A 21,521-nucleotide genomic window follows, 5' to 3' on the forward strand; every position below is an offset into this window, starting at 1 on the left:
GGTGGATCAGCGGGCGGCGCGGCCGAGCTGGTTGTCGATGAAGTCGAACAGCTCCGCGGTGGAGTCGAAGTCGGTGCGGACGTCGGCCGGCTCCGGCTCGGTCCAGCGGGACAGGATGGTCCGCAGCCGCACGGTGACCTGCTCCCGCTGCTCGTGGCCGACCTCCGCCAGCGTCGCCTCCAGCCGGTCCAGGTCGGCCAGCACCGGCGTGCCCCCGTCGGGCGCGAGGCGGTCCAGGAGGACGCCGGTGAGCGCGGCGGGCGTCGGGTGGTCGAACACCAGGGTCGCCTCCAACGCGACACCGGTCTCGGCGGTGAGCCGGTTGCGCAGGTCCACCGCGGTCAGCGAGTCGAACCCGAGGTCGTTGAACGGCTTCTCCAGGTCCACCCGGCGCGGGTCGCCGTGCCCGAGGACGGCCGCGACCTGGGCACGGACGACCTCCTCCACGATCCGGCCGCGCTCGCCGTCGACGGCGGACGCCACCCGTTCCGCCAGCGGCACCCGCGGCGCGCGGACCAGGTCGCGCAGCAACGCGGTGCGCGGCAGCTCGGACACCGGCACGGCGACCACGACGGGCCGACCGGTGACGACCACGTCCGGTCCGCCGATGACCGCCGTGCCCGGCAACCCCTGCGCGGCGCGCTCGTGCGCCAGGGCCTCCATGAAGGCCACACCGGCCGCGTAGTGGGCGTGACCGGCCGCGCCGAAGCCCTCCGCGGCGGCTGCGAAGACCAGCTCGCCGGGCGTCTCCCGATGCAGCCGCCAGGCCTTCTCGGCGGTCTCCCGCAGGACGTCGGCCAGCACGTCGTCGGTGAGGGCGGCGAGGGTGCTGGGGGCGGGCGGCGCGGGCCGGTGCACGACCGCGTCCTCAGGCACGGGCCGGGCCTCGGTCGCCACCCGCGCCAACCGGGGCGCGAACGCCCGTCCGTCGCGGAAGACGACCTGCGGCTCGCCGGACGCCACGACGGCGGCGAGGTCGCCCGTGCCGCCGACCAGCACGATCCGGTCCGGCGCCTCCACCTGCGCGGCCCGCACCAGGCCCCACACCGCCGCCACCCCGGGGTCCGCCGGGTCGGGGGTGAGCACGACCGCCCGCCCGGTGCCCGTCGCACGTTCGCGCAGCGCGGCGAGCACGTGCCGGGTCGCGGTGTGCGCGGTGGCCACCGGGTCCGGGCCGGCTTCGACCCGGATCACGTCCGGTTCGGCGCCGTCGGCCTCCGGCAGGTCGACCGGCGCCCAGGTCACCTCGTACAGCGGCACACCGTTCAAGGCCCGGAACTCGACCGAGTCGACGCGGGCGACTTCGTTGCCGTGCTCGTCGCGGAACACGGAGTCGTCCACGCGCACGGCCGTGCCGGCGGCCGTGGCCCGCAGGCCACGCCACGCGGCGGCTTCCAGGTCGTCACGCGCGAGCAGCGTCAGGTCCACCTCGGCGTCGACCGCCGGGCCGGCCGTGAGCGTCCCCCTGGCCTGCTCGACCCACCCGTCCTGCCACGCGTGCACGCTCACCGGCCGGGTGTCCCCCTCCCGCTCGCCCACCTTCAGCTGGACGCGGCCGACACCGGGCAGCGCCGCGATGTCGAGGTCCACCACCGGGAACCCGACCTCGCGGGCCGCGTGCCACACCAGGGCGGCGACGCCCGCGCCGGTCAGGGGTTCGGTCAGCGTGCCGGTGAACAGCACCTCGTCACGGTCCGCCACGTGCACCGGCTCGTCCAGCACGGGGTGCCCGCTCGTGGTGCGCGGCTTGGCGGACAGCCAGTACCGCTCCCGCTGGAACGGGTAGGTGGGCAGCACGGTCCGCCGGCCGGGGAACGCCGACCAGTCCACCGCCACACCCCTGGCGTGCAGCTGGGCGAACAGCTCCACCGCCGTGCGCTGCTCGGACCGGTCGCGCCGCAGCGCGGGCAGCGCGGTGTGCCCCTCGGGCAGCACGGCCGCGAGCAGGCCGGTCAGGATCGCGTCCGGCCCGATCTCGACGAACGTCGTCACGCCCCGGTCGAGCAGGGTGCGCGCGGCGTCGTGGAACCGCACCGGCTCGCGGACGTGCCGCACCCAGTACGACGGGTCGGTCCAGTCGGCGTCGTCACCGACGGTCGACACGACGGGGATCTCCGGCCGGCGGTAGGTCAGCTCCCGCGCCACCGCCCGGAAGTCGTCCAGCACCGGGTCCATCAGCGGCGAGTGGAACGCGTGGCTCACCGTGAGCCGGGTGTGCTTGAACGCCTTCGCGCAGGCCAGGACCGCGTCCTCGACCCCGGACAGCACCACCGAGCGGGGCCCGTTCACGGCGGCGACCGCCACGCCCCCGGGCAGCTCCAGCTCGTCCTCGGCCGCCTGCACGGCGACCATCGCGCCGCCGCGCGGCAGCGCCTGCATCAGCCGGCCGCGCGCGGCGACCAGCTTCGCCGCGTCCGCCAGGGACAGCACCCCGGAAACGTGCGCGGCGGCGATCTCGCCGATCGAGTGCCCGGCGACGAAGTCGGGCCGCACGCCCCACGACTCCAGCAGCCGGAACAGCGCCACCTCCACCGCGAACAACGCGGGCTGCGCGGTCCCCGTCTCGTCGAGGCCGTCGCCGGAGGAGATCGCCTCGCGCACCGGCAGGTGCTCGCACACCTCGTCGAACGCGCGGGCGAACACCGGGAACGCGCGGGCCAGCTCCAACCCCATGCCGACCCGCTGCGCGCCCTGCCCGGTGAACACGAACGCCGTCCGCCCGTCGCGCACGCGGGGCAGCGCCACGGCGTCGCGCAGGTCGGCGGGAGACTCGGCGGCGACGACCGCCCGGTGCTCCAGCAGCGCACGGCCCGTGCCGAGCGTGCGGGCGAGGTCGGCCGGCGGCACGTCGACTTCGGCCAGCCGTGCCAGCTGGTCGGTCAACGCCTGCGGGGTGCGGGCGGACACCACCAAGGGCACCAAGCCGTCGGCCCGGTCGACCTCGGCTTCCGCCGGTGCTTGTTCGAGCACGACGTGCGCGTTGGTGCCGCTGATGCCGAACGACGACACCGCGGCCCGGCGCGGCCGGTCGGCGGTCCACTCGCGCGCCTCGGTCAGCAGCTCCACCGAACCGGACGACCAGTCGACGTGAGGTGTCGGCTCGTCCACGTGCAGCGTGCGCGGCAGCACGCCGTGCCGCATCGCCTCGACCACCTTGATGATCCCGCCGACGCCGGCGGCGGCCTGGGTGTGGCCGAGGTTGGACTTCAACGACCCCAGCGCCAGCGGCCGGTCGCGCTCGCCGTACACCGCCAGCAGCGCCTCGGCCTCGATCGGGTCGCCCAACGTCGTGCCGGTGCCGTGCGCTTCCACGAGGTCGACGTCGGACGGCTCGAGGCCCGCGGCGGCGAGCGCGGCGCGGATGACGCGTTGCTGCGCCGGACCGTTCGGGGCGGTGAGGCCGTTGGACGCCCCGTCGGAGTTGATCGCCGTCCCGCGCACCACGGCCAGCACCGGGTGCCCGTTGCGCCGGGCGTCGGACAGGCGCTCCACCAGCAGCACACCGACGCCCTCGGCCCAGCCGGTGCCATCGGCCGACGCGGCGAACGGCTTGCAGCGGCCGTCCGGCGCCAGGCCGCGCTGCCGCGAGAACTCCACGAACGCGGTCGGTGTGGCCATCACGGTCGCGCCGCCGGCCAGCGCCAGGTCGCACTCGCCGCGGCGCAGCGCGCCCACCGCCAGGTGCAGCGCCACCAGGGACGACGAGCACGCCGTGTCGACGGTGATCGCCGGACCCTCCAGGCCGAGCGCGTAGGCGACGCGGCCGGAAGCGACGCTGCCGGACGTGCCGCCGACCAGGTAGCCCTCCAGTTCGGGCGGCAACGCCCCGCCGGTGCCGTAGTCGTGGTACATCAGGCCGGTGAACACACCGGTCTTCGTGCCGCGCGCCGAGTCCGGGTCGACGCCCGCGCGTTCCAGGGCCTCCCAGGAGGTCTCCAGCAGCAGGCGCTGCTGCGGGTCGGTCGCCAGCGCCTCGCGCGGCGACATGCCGAAGAACTCGGGGTCGAACAGGTCGGCGTCGTGCAGGAACCCGCCGTGCCGGGTGTAGGTCGTGCCGGGGTGATGCGGGTCCGGGTGGTAGAGGCGGTCGAGGTCCCAGCCGCGGTTGACGGGGAACTCCCCGATGGCGTCCCGGCCTCGCGCGACCAGGTCCCACAGGTCTTCGGGCGTGCGCACGCCTCCCGGGTAGCGGCACGCCATGCCGACGATCGCGATCGGCTCGTCGGCCGCCGTCGCCGCCTCCGCGGCGGGCTTGACCGCACCCGCCAGGTGCTCGGCCAGCGCGGCGGGCGTCGGGTGGTCGAACACCAGCGTCGTGGGCAGCCGCCGTCCGACGGCCTCGGCGAGCCGGTTGCGCAGCTCGACCGCGGTGAGCGAGTCGAAGCCCATCTCGCTGAACGCGCGCTTCGCGTCGACGCCGGCCGGGTCCGAGTGCCCGAGGACGGCCGCCACGTGCGACCGCACCAGGTCCGTGAGCGCCCGCACGTCGCCGGCGCCCGGCGTGCCCGCCGGCACCGTCTTCGGCTTGCCCGCGGCGCGGCGCTTCGGCGCCAGCTCCCGCAACGCCGGGTGCGGGTCGTCGCGCAACGCGCCGCGGTCCAGCCCGGTCACCGCGAGCACCGGTTCGCCGGTGGTCAGCGCCGCGTCGAACGCCGCCAGCGCCGCGTCCACCGGGATCGGCTTGAGCCCGAGCCGGCGGATCCGCTTGCGGTCCACTTCGGACAGCCCGCCGGACAGCGCGCTGTCGGACTCCCACAGGCCCCAGGCCAGGGATGTCGCGGGCAGTCCGAGCCCGTGCCGGTGGCGGGCCAGCGCGTCGAGGAACGTGTTGCCCGCCGCGTAGTTGGCCTGGCCCGCGGTGCCCAGCACGCCCGCGATGGACGAGTACAGCACGAAGGCCTCGACGTCGCCGGCCAGCTCGTGCAGGTTCCAGGCGGCGTCGACCTTGGGCCGCAGCACGCGGTCCACCTGGTCGGGGGTCAGGGAGTCGAGGGTGCCGTCCGCCACCACGCCCGCCGCGTGCACGACCGCCGTGACCGGGTGTTCGGCCAGCACGGCGGCCAGGGCGTCGCGGTCGGCCGCGTCGCACGCCACCGACACGACCTCCGCGCCTTCGACCTCCGGGGCCCTGCCGCTGCGGCTGAGGAGCACGAGCTTGCGGGCGCCGTGCCGGGTGGCCAGGTGTCGGGCGATGGCGCCGCCCAGCGCGCCGCTCGCGCCCGTGACCAGGACCGCGTCCCAGTCCGGGCCGTCGACGCCGGCGCGCGGGGCCGGGGTGAGGACCGGTTCCAGGGCCTGCCCGTCACGCAGCAGCACGAACCGGCCGGGGTGTTCGGCCGCCGCGCTGCGGACGAGCCCGGCGACGGCCGCGTGCGCGAGGTCGTCGGTGGTGTCGACGCCCAGGACGCCGGCCGGTCCGGCCGCCCAGTCGCGGAGCTCGCCGAGCACCTGGTGCGTGACGCGGCGGACCTGCTCCGGCACCGGGCCGGGCGGGGTCTCGACGGTGAGCACCCGGTCGACGCGGGCCGGGGTGGTCCGCGGGGTCGGGGTGAACAGCAGGTCCGCGCCGGTGACCGGGCCGGTGAGCGGGCGCAGGACGAGGTCGGCGACGGAGACGACCGGCGTGCCCGTGCTGTCGGTGACCAGCAGGGCCACCGAGTCCGGGCCGTTCGGGGTGATCCGGACGCGCAGCGAGGTGCCCGCGGCGCCGTGGAACCGAACGCCGGACCACGAGAACGGCAGCCGCGCCGGGCCGTCCTCGACCAGGCCGGGCAGCAACGGGTGCAGGGCCGCGTCGAACAGCGCCGGGTGCACGGTGAAGCCGGTGGGCGGCACGTCCGCGGTGACCTCGGCGAAGATCTCGTCGTCGGCCCGCCACACCTTGCGCAGGCCCTGGAACGTCGGCCCGTAGCCGTACCCGTGCCGGTCCAGGCCGTCGTAGGACACCACGACCTCGGGTGCGGCGGGCGGCCACTCGGCGAGGTGGTCCGCGGGGTGGTCGGCCGGGTCGGGGGTGCCGGTGGCGTGCCGGGTCCACGGCCCGTCGTCCCGGCGGGAGTGGACTTCCACGGTGGTGGCGGAGCGGACCACCTGGACGGTCACCGCGCCGGTGTCGGGGATGACCAGCGGTGCGGTGACGGTCAGCTCGGCGACATCGCCCGCCAGCTCGACCAGCGCCGTGCCGGGCAGGACGGCCGTGCCGTGCACGCGGTGCTCGCCCAGCCACGGGTGGGTGGCCAGGGAGAGCTTGCCGGTGAGCACGCTGGAGCCGTCCGGCAGTTCGACCGACGCACCGAGCAGCGGGTGCCCGGACGACGTGAGGCCGGCCGCGGACACGTCACCGCTCGCCGACGGGGTGAGCCAGTAGCGCTTGCGCTGGAACGCGTAGGTGGGCAGCGGCACCTTGTCCGCGCCCGGGAAGACGGCCACCCAGTCCGGGTCGACGCCGCGCAGGTGCAGCCTGGCCAGCGCGTCCGCGACCGTGAGCGGTTCGGGCCGGCCGGCCCGCAGCAGCGGCACGGCCTCGACGTCGTCGAACGCGGCGGCGGTGAGCCCGCTCAAGACGGCGTCCGGGCCGATCTCCACCACCGTGCGCACGTCGCGGTTGCGCAGGACGACGAGGGCGTCGTGGAAGCGGACCGTGGCGCGGACCTGCCGCACCCAGTACTCGGGGTCGGTCCAGTCGGAGCCTTCGGCCACGGTCGACACCACGGGGATGCGCGGCCGGTGGTAGGTCAGGGTCCGGGCGACCGCGCGGAACTCGTCCAGCATCGGGTCCATCAACGGCGAGTGGAACGCGTGGCTGACCGCGAGCCGCTTGCCGCGCAACCCCTCGGCGGCCCGGAGGACGGCGTCCTCCGGGCCGGACAGGACCAGCGAGCGCGGCCCGTTGACGGCGGCGACCGCCACGCCCTCGGGCAGGTCCAGCTCGTCCTCCGCGGCCCGGACCGCGACCATCGCGCCGCCGGGCGGCAACGCCTGCATGAGCCGGCCGCGCGCGGCGACGAGTCGGGCGGCGTCGGCCGACGACAGCACACCGGCCACGTGCGCGGCGGCCAGCTCGCCGATCGAGTGGCCGACCAGGAAGTCCGGGCGCACACCCCACGACTCCAGCAGCCGGAACAACGCCACCTCGACCGCGAACAGGGCGGGCTGCGCGTTGCCGGTGAGATCCAGGTCCGCGCCGGACTCGATGACGTCGCGGACGGGCAGGTGCTCGCACATCTCGTCGAACGCGCGCGCGAACACCGGGTACGCCTCGGCCAGCTCCGATCCCATGCGGACCCGCTGCGCGCCCTGCCCGGTGAACGCGAACGCCACCTTGCCGCGCGGCGGGAGCACGGCGGCCGGGAAGTCGTTCAGGTCGGTGCCCGCCGCCCGGTACGGCATGGGCGTGCGGGTGGCCAGCGTGAACGCCGCGTCCCGACCGGACGCGCCGGCCTCGGCGAGGCGCTTCGCCTGCGCCGCCACCGCTTCCGGGCTGCGGCCGGACAGCACGAACGGCACCGGCAGCGCCGGGTCGTGCACGGGCGCCTCGTCCCGAGGCGTCTCCCGCTCGGCTGCCCCGTTCTCGGGCAGGACGTGCGCGTCGGCTTCTTCGATCACCACGTGCGCGTTGGTGCCGCCGAACCCGAACGACGACACACCCGCTCGACGCGGCCGGTCCCCGCGCGGCCACTCCCGCGCCTCGGCCAGCAGCTCGACCTTGCCCGCCGACCAGTCGACGTGGCTCGACGGCTCGGCGGCGTGCAGCGTGCGGGGCATGACGCCGTGCCGCATCGCCTGCGCCACCTTGATGATCCCGCCCACGCCGGCCGCCGCCTGGGCGTGCCCGATGTTCGACTTCAGCGACCCCAGCCACACCGGCTGCTCGCGGTCACGGCCGTAGGTGGCGAGCACCGCCCGCGCCTCGATCGGGTCGCCCAACGTCGTCCCGGTGCCGTGCGCCTCCACCAGGTCCACGTCCGAGGGCGACAGGCCGGCCGCGGACAGCGCGCCGCGGATCACGCGTTCCTGCGCCGGCCCGTTCGGCGCGGTCAGGCCGTTGGACGCGCCGTCGGAGTTCACCGCGCTGCCCCGGATGACCGCGAGCACCTGGTGGCCGTTGCGGCGCGCGTCGGACAGCCGTTCCAGGAGCAGCACGCCGACGCCCTCGGCCCAGGCGGTGCCGTCGGCGTGGTCGGAGAACGACTTGCAGCGGCCGTCCGGGGCGAGCCCGCGCAGCCGGGAGAACTCGATGAACGCGGTCGGCGTCGACATCACCGTGGCGCCGCCGGCCACCGCCAGCGAGCACTCGCCCCGGCGCAGCGCGTTCGCCGCCAGGTGCACCGCGACCAGCGACGACGAGCACGCGGTGTCCACGGTGACGGTCGGGCCCTCCAACCCGAACGTGTAGGCCAGCCGACCGGACGCGATGCTGCCCGCGCTGCCGCTGAACAGGTAGCCCTCCACGTCGTCGGGCGGCAGGTTCGGGCGCGAGCCGTAGTCGTTGTACATCACGCCGACGAACACGCCGGTCTTGCTGCCGCGCAACGACTCCGGGTCGATGCCCGCGCCCTCCACCGTCTCCCAGGTGGTCTCCAGCAGCAGCCGCTGCTGCGGGTCCACGGCCAGCGCCTCGCGCGGCGACAGGCCGAAGAACCCGGCGTCGAACCGGTCGGCGTCGTGCAGGAAACCGCCGTGACCGGTGGTGGACCGGCCGACCCGGTCCGGGTCGGGGTCGTGCAGGTCGGCGGGCCAGCCCCGGTTGGCGGGGAACGGCGTGATCGCGTCCCGCTCCTCGGCCACCAACCGCCACAGCTCGTCGGGCGTGCTGACGCCACCGGGGTAGCGGCAGCCCATGCCGACGATCGCGACGGGCTCCTGGTCGCGGTCCTCGACCTCCTTCAGCCGCCTGCGGGCGTCCCGCGCGTCGGCGATGGCCCGCTTGAGGTAGTCGCGGAGCTTGCTCTCGTCAGCCACGTCGTCTCCTAGTCCAGCTCGTCGACCAGCGCGAACAACGCGTCGTCGTCAGCGGAGTCGAGGTCGGGGTCCAGTGCGGGGCCCGCGCCGAGCAGGGCGCGCAGCCGGTCCAGCGCGGTGTCGTCGAACTCGCCCGCGCGCACCGCCGCTTCCAGGCGGTCCACCAGGGATTCCTCTGCTGCGGTCGTCAGCGACCGCAGGTGCTCGGCCAGCGCGTCCGGGCTCGGGTGGTCGAACACCACCGTCGTCGGCAGGGTCAGCCCGGTGGCCGCGCCGAGCCGGTTGCGCAGCTCGACGGCGGTCAGCGAGTCGAAGCCCAGCTCGGTGAACGCCCGCCGGGGATCGATCGCGTCCGGGTCGTCGTGCCCCAGCACGGCCGCCACCTGGGTCCGCACGACCGCCGACAGGTCCAAGTCCGCCGTGGCGGGAACGGCCGGAGCCGGGGCGGCCTTGCGGACCCGGACCACGTCCCGCAGGACGGCGGGCAGATCGTCCCGACCTCGCAGCGCCGCTTGGTCGAACCGGGTCACGGCCAGCACCGGCGCGCCGTGCGCCAAGGCGGCGTCGAACAGCTCCATCGCCTCGTCCGCGCCCAACGGCGACAAACCGGACCGAGCCAACCTCCGGAGGTCCACTTCGGACAGACCGCCGGACAGCTCGCTCTCGGTCTCCCACAGGCCCCAGGCCAGGGACGTCGCGGGCAGGCCCAGCGCGTGCCGGTGCTCGGCCAGCGCGTCCAGGTAGCTGTTGCCCGCCGCGTAGTTGGCCTGACCGGCGGTGCCCAGCAGCCCGGCGACCGACGAGTAGAGCACGAACGCCGACACGTCACCGGCCAGCTCGTGCAGGTGCCGGGCGGCGTCGACCTTGGGGCGCAGCACCCGGTCCACCTGCTCGGCGGTGAGCCCGGTGAGCGTGCCGTCGTCCACCACGCCCGCCGTGTGCACGACGGCCGTCGGCCGGTACCGCTCCACCACAGCGGCCAGCGCGTCACGGTCGGCCGCGTCGCACGCTACCAGGTGCACCTTCGCGTCCAACTCGGCGACCAACCGGTCCGCGCCCGGCGCGTCCGGTCCACGCCGGCTCAGCAGCACGAGTTCCGCCACGCCGTGCGCCGTGACCAGGTGCCGGGCCAGGACCGCGCCCAACGCGCCGGTCGCACCGGTGATCAGCACCGGTCCGCCGCCCCAGTCCACCGGGCGGTCGGCCGACGGGGTGCGGGCCAGCCGGGGCACCAGCACCTCACCGCCGCGCACCGCGACCTCGGGTTCGCCCAGCCGCAAGGCGACGTCCAGCAAGGCGTCGTCCTCCGCGGTGACCAGCACGAACCGGCCGGGCTGCTCGGCCTGCGCACTGCGCACCAGGCCGCGCACGGCCGCGTGCTCCAGCCCGTCCCGCACCACGACCGCGAGCGGCCGGTCGGCCCGGCGCAGCACGTCGAGCGTGTGCTGGACCGCTTCACGCGCGGCCAGCTCCGGCACCCGGTGCACGGTCAGGCCGTGTGGCGGCAGGTCGTCGGGTACGGTCACCGACCGCCAGGTCAGCGCGTGCAGCCCGTCGCGGGGCACCCGGCCGCCCAACGGCCGCAGCGCCAACTCGTCGACGGTCAGCACCGGCCGTCCCGCCGCGTCGGCCAACACCAGCGACACCGACGAACCGCGTCGGCTCAACCGCGCGCGGACGGCGGGCGCGGTGGAGTGCGCCGTCACTCCGCTCCACGCGAAGGGCAGCACTGCGGGCGCGTCGTCGTCCGCCACTCCGGGCAGCAGGGCGTGCAGGGCGGCGTCGAGCACCGCCGGGTGCACCAGGAAACCACCGCCCTCCTGCGGGACCAGTTCGGCGAGCAGGTCGTCACCGTCGCGCCACAACGCCTTCAGCCCCCGGAACGCCGGCCCGTACCCGTAGCCGTGCACGGCCAGCCGCTCGTAGACGCCCGTGAGGTCGATCGGCGAGGCGTCGGCCGGCCAGGAGAACGCGCCGGCCGCGGGCGACTCCTCGGTCACCACGCCGGTGGCGTGCTGCTCCCACGGCGAGTCGGCATCCGGCCGCGAGTGGATCGTGACCGGACGACGACCGGATTCAGGCGCGCCGACCGCGACCTGGAGCTGAGCGCTGCCGAGCACCAGCGGCGTCGACAACGTCAGCTCGGCCAGGTGGGGGTGGCCCGTGTACGCGCCGGCGGCGAGCGCCAGTTCGGCGAACGCGGCCCCCGGCAGCAGCACGTCGTCCCGCACCCGGTGGTCGGCGAGCCAACCGCTGCCCGAAACGCGGCCGGTGAGCACCACCGCGTCGCCACCGCTGAGCTCGACCGCCGCGCCGAGCAGCGGGTGCCCGGGGTCGGACAGGCCCAGCGCGCCCGCCGACCGGGTCGTGCGTGAGGCCTCGAGCCAGAACCGGCGGCCCTGGAACCGGTACGTCGGCAGGGGCACCGGCCGGGCGTCGCCGAAGTCCCACGTCACCGGGATGCCGCGGGTGTGCAGGACGCCCAGCGCCGACAACGCGTGTGCCGGCTCGGGCCGGCCGGCCCGCAGCACCGTCACCGCCGAGCCCGGCTCGCGCTCCAGGCACTGCCGGGTCAACGCGGTCAGCACCCCGTCCGGCCCGAGCTCCACGAACTCCGTGACGCCGAGCCGTTCCAGGGTGCGCACGCCGTCCAGGAAGCGCACCGCCTCCCGGATGTGGCGCACCCAGTACTCCGGCGACCGCAACTGCTCGACGGTCGCGACCTCGCCGGTGATGTCGGAGACCACGGTGATCGACGGCTCGCGGAACACCACGTCGGCCAAGTCGGCGCGGAACGCGTCCAGCACGTCGTCCATGTGCGGCGAGTGGAACGCGTGGCTCACCGGCAGCCTGCGGGTGCGGCGCCCCTTGGCCGACCACTCCGCGACCGCCCGGGCCACCGCCGCCTCGTCACCGGACACGACGGTCGAGCGGGGCGCGTTCAGCGCGGCCACCGCCAGGACGCCGTGCAGTGACGCGCGCACCTCGTCCTCGGTCGCCTCGATCGCGGCCATCGCCCCGTCGTCGCGCGCGGACTGCATGGCCCGGCCGCGCGCGGCGACCAGCGCGCAGGCGTCGGCGAGGTCCAGGACGCCGGCGACGTGCGCGGCGGCCACCTCGCCGACCGAGTGGCCGAACAGGTAGTCCGGGCGCACGCCGTGGTGCTCGACGAACCGGTACAGCGCGACCTCGACCGCGAACAGCGCGGCCTGGGTGAACGCGGTCTGCCCGAGCAGCGCCGAGTCGGCCGAGTCGGGCTCGGCGAACAGCACCGCCTTGAGCGGGCGGTCCAGCACCGGGTCCAGGTGCGCGCAGGTGTCGTCCAACGCCTGCCGGAACACCGGAGAGGTCTCGTACAGCTCCCGTCCCATGCCGACCCGCTGACTGCCCTGACCGGTGAACAGGAACGCGGTCCGGCCGCGCCCCTCGCCGTCGCCGATCGCGAGGTCGCCGAGCAGGGCGTCAGGGCCGACGACCACCGCGCGGCGGTCGAGCAGCGCCCGGCGGGACAGGGTGAGGCCGACGTCGGCCGGGTTCAGGTCGGGGTGCTCGGCCAGGTGGGCGTGCAGGGCCGCGGCCTGGGCGCGCAACGCCTCGTCGTCCCGGGCCGACAACACCCACGGCACCGCCCCGGGCGTGACGCGGTCCGCCGGCGCGGGCTCCGGACCCTGTTCGAGCACGACGTGCGCGTTGGTGCCGCTGATGCCGAACGACGACACCGCGGCCCGACGCGGACGCCCCGCACGCCACTCGCGGGGCTCGGTCAGCAGCTCCACCGCGCCGGAGGACCAGTCGACGTGCGGCGACGGCTCGCCGACGTGCAGGGTGCGCGGCATCACGCCGTGCCGCATCGCCTGCACGACCTTGATGATCCCGCCCACGCCGGCCGCCGCCTGCGCGTGACCGATGTTCGACTTCAGCGACCCCAGCCACAGCGGCTCCTCGCGGTCCTGGCCGTAGGTGGCCAGCAGCGCCTGCGCTTCGATCGGGTCGCCCAGCTTCGTCCCGGTGCCGTGCGCCTCGACCAGGTCCACGTCCGCCGCCGACAGCCGGGCGGCCGAGAGCGCGGCCTGGATCACCCGTTCCTGAGCCGGACCGTTGGGCGCGGTGAGGCCGTTGGACGCGCCGTCGGAGTTCACCGCCGAGCCGCGCACGACCGCCAGCACGCGGTGGCCGCGCTTGCGCGCGTCGGAGAGCCGTTCGACCACCAGCAGGCCGACGCCCTCGGACCAGCCGGTGCCGTCCGCGTCGGCGGAGAACGACTTGCAGCGGCCATCGGCCGACAGCCCGCGCTGGCGGGAGAACTCGACGAACGTGCTCGGCCCGGCCATCACCGTGACGCCGCCCGCCAGGGCCAGGTCGCACTCGCCGTGGCGCAGCGCCTGCGCCGCCAGGTGCAGCGCCACCAGCGACGACGAGCACGCCGTGTCGACCGTGATCGCCGGGCCCTCCAGGCCGTAGGTGTAGGCGAGCCGCCCGGAGATCACGCTGGAGGTGTTGCCCGCCAGCAGGAAGCCCTCGACCTCGGCGGGCGTCTCGGCCAGGCGTGAGGCGTAGTCGTCGTACATCACGCCGGTGAACACGCCGGACCGGCTGCCGCGCAGGGTCGCCGGGTCGATGCCCGCGTCCTCGAACGCCTCCCACGCCGTCTCCAGCAGCAACCGCTGCTGGGGGTCGGTCGCCAGGGCCTCACGCGGCGCCATGCCGAAGAAGGCCGCGTCGAACAGGTCCGCGTCGTGCAGGAACCCGCCGTGCCGGGTGTAGGTGGCGCCCAGCTTCTCCGGGTCCGGGTCGTACAGCGCGTCGACGTCCCAGCCCCGGTTGGTCGGGAAGCCCGAGATCGCGTCACGGCCCTCGGCGACCAGCCGCCACAGGTCCTCCGGCGACCGCACCCCGCCCGGGAAGCGGCACGCCATGCCGACGATCGCGATCGGCTCGTCCGCGCGGGCCGGGACCTTCTGCCCGGTCTTCCGGTTGCCCGCCACGAGGAACGCGGCCAGCGCGGTCGGCGTGGGGTGGTCGAAGACCAGCGTCGTGGGCAGTTTGCGCCCGGTGGCCGCGATGAGCCGGTTGCGCAGGTCGACGCCCGCCAGCGAGTCGAAGCCCTGGTCCCGGAACGCCTTCTCCGGGTCGATCGGGCTGCCGTCGGCGTGGCCGAGCGCGGCGGCGGCCAGCGAGCGCACCAGGTCCAGCGCGTTCGCCTCGGTCAACGTGGTCGACACGGTCTTGGCGGCCCGCCGCTTCACCAGACCGCGCAACGGCGGTGGCACGTCGCCGTCCACCCGGGACGGCTCCAGCGCGGCGGGGACGAGCAGGCCCGCGTCGCCCGCGAGCGCGCGGTCGAACAGCGCCAGGCCGCGCTTCGGGTCGAGCGGCGCGACACCGACGCGTGCCCAGCGGGCCAGGTCGGCCTCGCCCAGCGTCTCGCCCATGCCCGCGTCCCACAGGCCCCAGGCCAGCGACACCGCGGGCAGGCCCTGCGCGCGGCGGTGCGCGGCCAGGGCGTCCAGGTAGGTGTTGGCGGCGGCGTAGTTGCCCTGGCCCGCCGTGCCGAGCACGCCGGAGATCGAGGAGAACAGCACGAACGCCTCGACGTCGCCGACCAGTTCGTGCAGGTGGCGGGCCGCGAGCGCCTTGGGCGCCAGGACCCGGTCCACCTGCTCGTCGGTCAACGCCGTCGTGGTCGCGTCGTCCAGGACACCGGCGGCGTGGACGACGGCGGTGATCCGCTCACCGGCCAGCAGCTCGGCCAACGCCTCACGGTCGGCCACGTCCACCGCGGCGACCCGCGCGCCCAGCTCCTCGGCCAGGTCCCGCGCGCCGGGGGCGTCCAAGCCGCGCCGGCTGATCAGCAGCAGGTCGCGCACGCCGTGCCGGTCGTGCAGGTGCCGGGCGATGAGCGCGCCGAGCCCGCCCGTGCCGCCGGTGACGAGCACCGTGCCGTGCAGCCGCACGGGCTCGCCCAGCCCGGTCCGGATCAGGCGCGGCACGAGGAACCGGCCGTCCCGCACGGCGACCTGCGGCTCACCGGTCGCCACGGCGGCGGGCACCGCGTCGGCGTCCTCGGCGTCCACCACGACGACGCGGTCCGGGTGCTCGGACTGCACGACCCGCGCCAGACCCCACACGGCGGCGTTGGCGAGGTCGTCCACCGGCTCGCCGGGCTCGGCCGCGACCGCCCGCCGGGTGTGGAACACCAACCGGTCGCCGGGGTCGTGCTCCTCCGCGAGCCAGTCCTTCACCAACCCCAACGCCCGGCGCACGGCCACTCGCGGGTCGTCGGTCCCGGCCGGCGGCACGACCACCAGGTCACCCACCGGCTCGTCCCCGGTGACCTCGGTCCAGGCCACGGCGAACGTGGAACTGCCCGCGAGGGCGTCCTTGGCGACGGCGCGCAACGTGATGCCGTCGATGCGCCCCAACGGCACGCCCGCCGTGTCGGCCACGTCCACGGCGAACGTGTCGCCGCCGGCGGGCGTGATGCGGACCCGCAGCCGGGTCGCGCCGGCCGCGTCCAGCTCCACCCCGCTCCACGCGAACGGCAGCCTGATGCGTCCTTCCCCGGCCGGTTCGAGCACGAGTGGGTGCAGCACGGCGTCCAGCAGCGCCGGGTGGACCGCGAAACCCCTGGCCGGCGCGGTGATCGCGACCTCGGCGTAGGTCGTGTCGCCGTCGCGCCACATCGCGCGCAAGCCGCGGAACGGGTCGCCGTAGTCGTACCCGAGAGCCGCCAGGCGGTCGTAGGCATCGCCGATCGGCTCTTCGTCGACCTCGGGGGGCCACGGGAACGGCTCAGGCGCGGTGGCGGCGTCGGTGAGCGTGCCGGAGGCGTGCCGCTGCCAGGCGTCCTGGCGCGAGTGCACGGCGAACCGGCCCTCCCGCACGGTGACCTGCACCGGCACCGATCCCGTCGCCGGCACCACCAGCGGCGCCTCCAAGGTCAGGTCCTCGACGCGCGGCAGGCCGACCCGCTCCCCCGCCGCCAGCGCCAGCTCCAGGAACGCCGTGCCGGGCACCAGCACCGAGCCGTTGACGACGTGACCGGCCAGCCACGGCTGGGCCGTCAGCGACACCTCGCCGGTGAGCACGACCTCCTCCCGTTCGGCCAGCTCGACCGCCGTGGTGACCAGGCCGGCGGCGCGGGGCTGGGCCGTCAGCCAGTAGTGGTCGCGGCGGAACGGGTAGGTCGGCACGTCGTCCGCGCGGTCCGCGCCGGGCACGAACGAGGCCACGTCCAGCGGCGCGCCGTGGGCGTGCGCGTGGGCCATGCCCCACACCGCCGTCGCCGCCTCGGGCCGGTTCGCGCGCCCCAGCGACACCGCTGTGACGCCGGCGGCCTGCGCGAGCGGCGCCAGCACCGCGTCCGGGCCGACCTCCACGAACACCGTCGCGCCGTGCTCCTCCAGGCCGCGCACGGCGTCCAGGAAGCGGACCGTGCCGCGGATCTGGCGCGTCCAGTGGTCGGCGTCGGGGACCAGCGGCGCGCCGGTCACGCTGGAGATGACCGGGATGCGCGCCTCGTGGTGGGTGACCGTCGCGGCGACCGCGCGGAACTCGTCCAGCACGTCGTCCATGTGCGGGGAGTGGAACGCGTGGCTGACCTTGAGCCCGCGAGCCCGCGGGAACCGGTTCGCGAACGCCGTGACAGCCGCCTCGTCGCCCGCGAGCACCAGCGAGGTCGGGCTGTTGACGGCCGCGAGCGCCACACCCTCCGGCAACTCCCCGAGGTCGGCCTCGGCCGCCTGCACGGAGACCATCACGCCGCCGCGCCGGGCCGCCTGCATGAGCCGGCCGCGTGCGGCCACCAGCCTGGCCGCGTCGTCGAGCGTGAGCACACCCGCGACGTGGGCGGCGACCAGCTCGCCGATGGAGTGACCGGCCACCAGGTCGGGGGTGAGGCCGTGGTGCTCGGCCAGCCGGAACAAGGCGGTCTCGAAGGCGAACAGGGCCGGCTGGGTGCAGCGGGTCTCGTGCAGCTCCGGGCGGTCGCCGAACATCAGGTCCTTCAGCGGCACGTCCAGGTGCGGCGCGAAGGCGTCCACGACCTCGTCCAGGGCGCGGGCGAACACCGGGAACGTCTCGTGCAGCTCGCGTCCCATGCCCGCGCGTTGCGCGCCCTGGCCGGTGAACAGCACCGCCGTGCGGCCGTCCGGGACCGCGCGACCGGTGAGCGGCGCGGCGGTGGCGAAGTCCTCGGGCGTGACGCCGACCAGCACGGCCCGGTGGTCGAAGCGCGTGCGGTCGGCCAGCGCGCGGGCCACTTCGGCGACGTCGGTCCGGCCACGGACCCGGTCCGTGCCGGCGACGGCGGCTTCGGCGTCCCGGCCGCTGAACACCCACGGCACGGGCGCGGTCACCTCGGCACGCGTCGGCTCGTGGACGTCGCCCTGCTCCAGCACCAGGTGCGCGTTGGTGCCGCTGATGCCGAACGACGAGATGCCGGCCCGGCGGGGCTCGGGCCACTCGCGCGCGTCGGCCAGCAGCTCGACCTTGCCCGCCGTCCAGTCGACTTTCGGCGTGGGCTCGCCGACGTGCAGGGTGCGCGGCATGACGCCGTGCCGCATCGCCTGCACCAGCTTGATCACGCCGCCGACGCCGGCCGCCGCCTGCGCGTGGCCGATGTTGGACTTGAGCGATCCCAGCCGAAGCGGCTCGTCGCGGTCTCGGCCGTAGGTGGCGAGGATGGCCTCGGCCTCGATCGGGTCGCCCAACGACGTGCCGGTGCCGTGGGCCTCCACCAGGTCGACGTCCTCGGCGGCGAGCCCGGCGTCGGCCAGCGCCTGCCGGATCACGCGCTGCTGCGAGCGGCCGTTGGGGGCGGTGAGGCCGTTGGACGCGCCGTCGGAGTTGATCGCGCTGCCCCGGATGACCGCCAGCACCCGGCGACCGTTGCGGCGGGCGTCGGACAGCCGTTCCAGCATGACCATGCCGACGCCCTCGGCCCACGCCGTGCCGTCCGCGTCGGCGGAGAAGGACTTGCAGCGCGCGTCGGCGGCGAGGCCGTGCTGGCGGGAGAACTCCAGGAACATGCCGGGCGTGGCCATGACCGTGACACCGCCCGCGATGGCCGCGCCGGACTCGCCGCTGCGCAGCGACCGCACCGCCAGGTGCAGGGCCACCAGGGACGACGAGCACGCCGTGTCCACGGTGAGCGCGGGTCCGATCAGCCCGAGCTGGTAGGCGATGCGGCCCGACATCACGCTCGGCGTCGCGCCGGTCAGCACGTGGCCCTCGGCCTGGTCGGACGCCTCGTGCATGCGCGGCCCGTAGTCGGCCGCCGTGCCGCCGACGAACACGCCGGTCCGGCTGCCGCGCAACGACTCCGGGTCGACGCCCGCCCGTTCGACGGCCTCCCACGCCGTCTGGAGCAGCAACCGCTGCTGCGGGTCCATGGCCAGCGCCTCGCGCGGCGAGATGCCGAAGAACGCCGGGTCGAACTCGCCCGCTCCGGCCAGGAAGCCGCCCTCCCGCACGTAGCTGGTGCCGGAGCGGTCCGGGTCGGGGTGGTACAGGTCGCCCGACCAGCCGCGGTCGGTCGGGAACGGGCCGATCGCGTCCCGGCCCTCGGCGACCAGCCGCCACAGGTCCTCCGGCGACTCCACGCCGCCCGGGAAGCGGCACGCCATGCCGACGATCGCGATCGGCTCGTCGTGCTGCTGCCGCTGCTCGAACACCTCCTCGGTGACGTCGTCGTCCTCTCGGAGGTACGCGATCACGGCTTGTGGCGTGGGGTGCTCGAACAGCAGGCCGGTGGGCAGGGCGCGGCCGGTCGCGACGGCCAGGCCCTCCCGCAACTCCACGCCCATCAGCGAGTCGAACCCCAGGTCGCGGAACGGGCGGCGCGGGTCGACCTTGCCGGGGTCCGCGCCGAGCACGGCGGCGACGTGGCGCAGCACCAGGTCCGCGACGTCCGCCGACCGCTCGACCCGGACCGGCTTCGCCTCCTCGGCCAGCCAGTGCCGTTCGCGCTGGAACGGGTAGGTGGGCAGCTTCACGCGCCGCCCGGCGGGCAGGGCGGACCAGTCGACGGGCACGCCGCGCGTGTGGGCGGCGGCGAACGCGGTCAGCGCCGTGGTCACCTCGTCGTGGCCCCTGCGCATCATCGGGAACGCGCGCACGCCCGCGTCGGCCGCCATCGCCGAGCACACGCCGTCCGGCCCCGCCTCGACCAGCGTGGCGACTTCCAGCGCCCGCACGGCCTGGAGGAACCGGACGGGTTCGCGGACCTGGCGAACCCAGTGCTCGGGGTCGGCGAGGTCGGCGTCGGGGCGCACGGTCGACACCACCGGGATGGCCGGCTGGTGGAACGTGAGACCGCGCACGACGTCCCGGAACTCGTCGAGCATCGGGTCCATCAGCGGCGAGTGGAACGCGTGGCTCACGGTGAGCTGCTTCGTGCGGTGGCCCGAACTCCTCGCGTAGGCCAGGACGGCGTCCTCGCGTCCCGACAGCACGACCGCACGCGGACCGTTGACCGCGGCGAGCGCGACGCCGTCCGGCAGGTCCAGTTCCTCCTCGGCCGCCTCGACCGCGACCATCGCGCCACCGGCGGGCAGCGCGCCCATCAACCTGCCGCGCGCGCTCACCAGGGCGCAGGCGTCGGGCAGGGACAGCACGCCGGCGACGTGCGCGGCGGCGATCTCGCCGATGGAGTGGCCCAGCACGACCCCCGGCACGAGGCCCCAGGACTCGGCGAGCCGGTAGGCGGCCACCTCGACGGCGAACAGGGCGGGCTGGGTCCAGGCGGTGTCGTCCAGGCCCTCGCCCGAGGTGATGACGTCGCGCAGCCCCGGGTCGAGGTGCGCGCAGACCTCGTCGAACGCCTCCGCGTACACCGGGAACGCGTGGTGGAGCCGGGTGCCCATGTCGGGGCGCTGCGCGCCCTGGCCGGTGAAGACGACGCCGAGCGTGCCGTCCGCGACGGGGCCGCTGACGACGTTCGGCGCGGGCACGCCCGCCGCGACGGCGTCCAGGCCGGCGTCGAGGGAGGCGCGGTCGGACGCGACCACCACCGCCCGGTGCTCGAACGTCGTGCGCGTGGTGGCGAGGGACCAGCCGAGGTCACGCGGCTCGCCCTCGGTCTCCTTGAGGAGGGCGGCGTGCGCGCGCAGCGCCTCGGGCGTGCGGCCGGACACCGGGACGACCGCGGGCGAGGACGTCCCGGTGACGTCAGGCGCGGCCTGCGGGGCAGGCGGTTCGGCGACGACCACGTGGCAGTTCGTGCCGCCCATGCCGAACGAGCTCACGCCGGCCACCAGCGGCCGGTCCGGGTGGGGCCAGCCCCCGTGGCCGGTGTGGACGGCCAGGTTGCGCTCCTCCAGCCGCGCCTCGGGGTTGGGCGTGTCGAAGTTCAGGCTCGCGGGCAGTTCGCGGTGCCGGATGGCCAGCACCGACTTCAGCAGGCCGACGATGCCCGCCGCCCCCTCCAGGTGCCCGATGTTCGTCTTCACCGACCCCACCGGCAGCGGTTCGGCCCGACCGGCGAACGCCTCGCCCAACCCCGCCGCCTCGATCGGGTCGCCGACCGGCGTGCCGGTGCCGTGCAGCTCCACGTACTGCACCGCGTCGGCGTCCACCCCCGCTCGCCGCTGCGCGGCCCGCACCACCGCCGCCTGCGCCGCGGGCCGCGGCACGGTCAGGCCCGGCGTCGCGCCGTCGTTGTTGACCGCGCTGCCCCGGATCACCGCGTACACGTCGTCGCCGTCGGCCAGGGCGGCGCGCACCGGCTTGAGCACCAGCACCGCCGCGCCCTCGCCGCGCACGTACCCGTTGGCCCGCGCGTCGAAGGTGAAGCACCGGCCGTCCGGCGACAGACCGCCGAACTTGTCCGCGCCCAGCGCGCCCTCGGCGAGGATGTTCAGGTTCACGCCCGCCGCCAGCGCCAGCGGCGACTCGCCGTTGCGCACGCTCTCCGCCGCGAGGTGCACCGCGACCAGCGACGACGATTGCGCGGTGTCCACCACGACGCTGGGCCCGCGCAGGTCCAGCGCGTAGGACACCCGGTTGGCGATGATGCCGCGGTGCGTGCCGGTGTTGGTGTGCTGGGTGATGGCGCCGCGCCCGAGCACCAGCCCGGCGTAGTCGTCGCGCAGCGAGCCGACGAACACCGACGCCGCCGTGCCGGCCAACGAGCCCGGCACGATCCCGGCGTCCTCCAACGCCTCCCACGCCAGCTCCAGCACCAGCCGCTGCTGCGGGTCGGTGGCGGCGGCCTCGCGCGGGGAGATGCCGAAGAACCCGGCGTCGAAGTCGCCGACCGCGTCCAGGAACGCGCCGTACCGCGCGCCCCGCGCCGCCTTGGTCTCCGGCGACAGGGTCTCCCATCGGTCCGCGGGCACCTCCGTCACCGCGTCCCGGCCGTCGCGCAGCAGCCGCCAGAACGCGGCCGGGTCGGTCGCGCCGGGCAGCCGGCAGGACACACCGACCACCGCGACCGTGTCGTCCAGGTTCGTCATCGACAAGCCCTTCGCGAGCGGGATGGTTTTCCGATCTCCGGTTCTACCGAGTAATTCCGCCCGCGCAGTCATGAAGCGGTAGGCGGACGTTCTCCGGTCAGCGAA

General features: G+C 75.6%; 2 protein-coding genes. Both read right to left on the reverse strand.

Going from position 1 to position 21,521, the window contains the following annotated elements:
* Positions 1-6: 6 nt before the first annotated feature.
* On the reverse strand, positions 7-8,961 hold the full coding sequence (locus tag EDD40_RS43205) for a type I polyketide synthase (RefSeq protein ID WP_123741747.1): 8,955 nt from the start codon (positions 8,959-8,961) through the stop codon (positions 7-9).
* Between the two features lie 8 nt (positions 8,962-8,969).
* On the reverse strand, positions 8,970-21,416 hold the full coding sequence (locus tag EDD40_RS04415) for a type I polyketide synthase (protein WP_211348081.1): 12,447 nt from the start codon (positions 21,414-21,416) through the stop codon (positions 8,970-8,972).
* Positions 21,417-21,521: the final 105 nt, after the last annotated feature.

This window comes from Saccharothrix texasensis (genome assembly GCF_003752005.1).
GTDB classification, from domain to species: Bacteria; Actinomycetota; Actinomycetes; order Mycobacteriales; family Pseudonocardiaceae; genus Actinosynnema; species Actinosynnema texasense.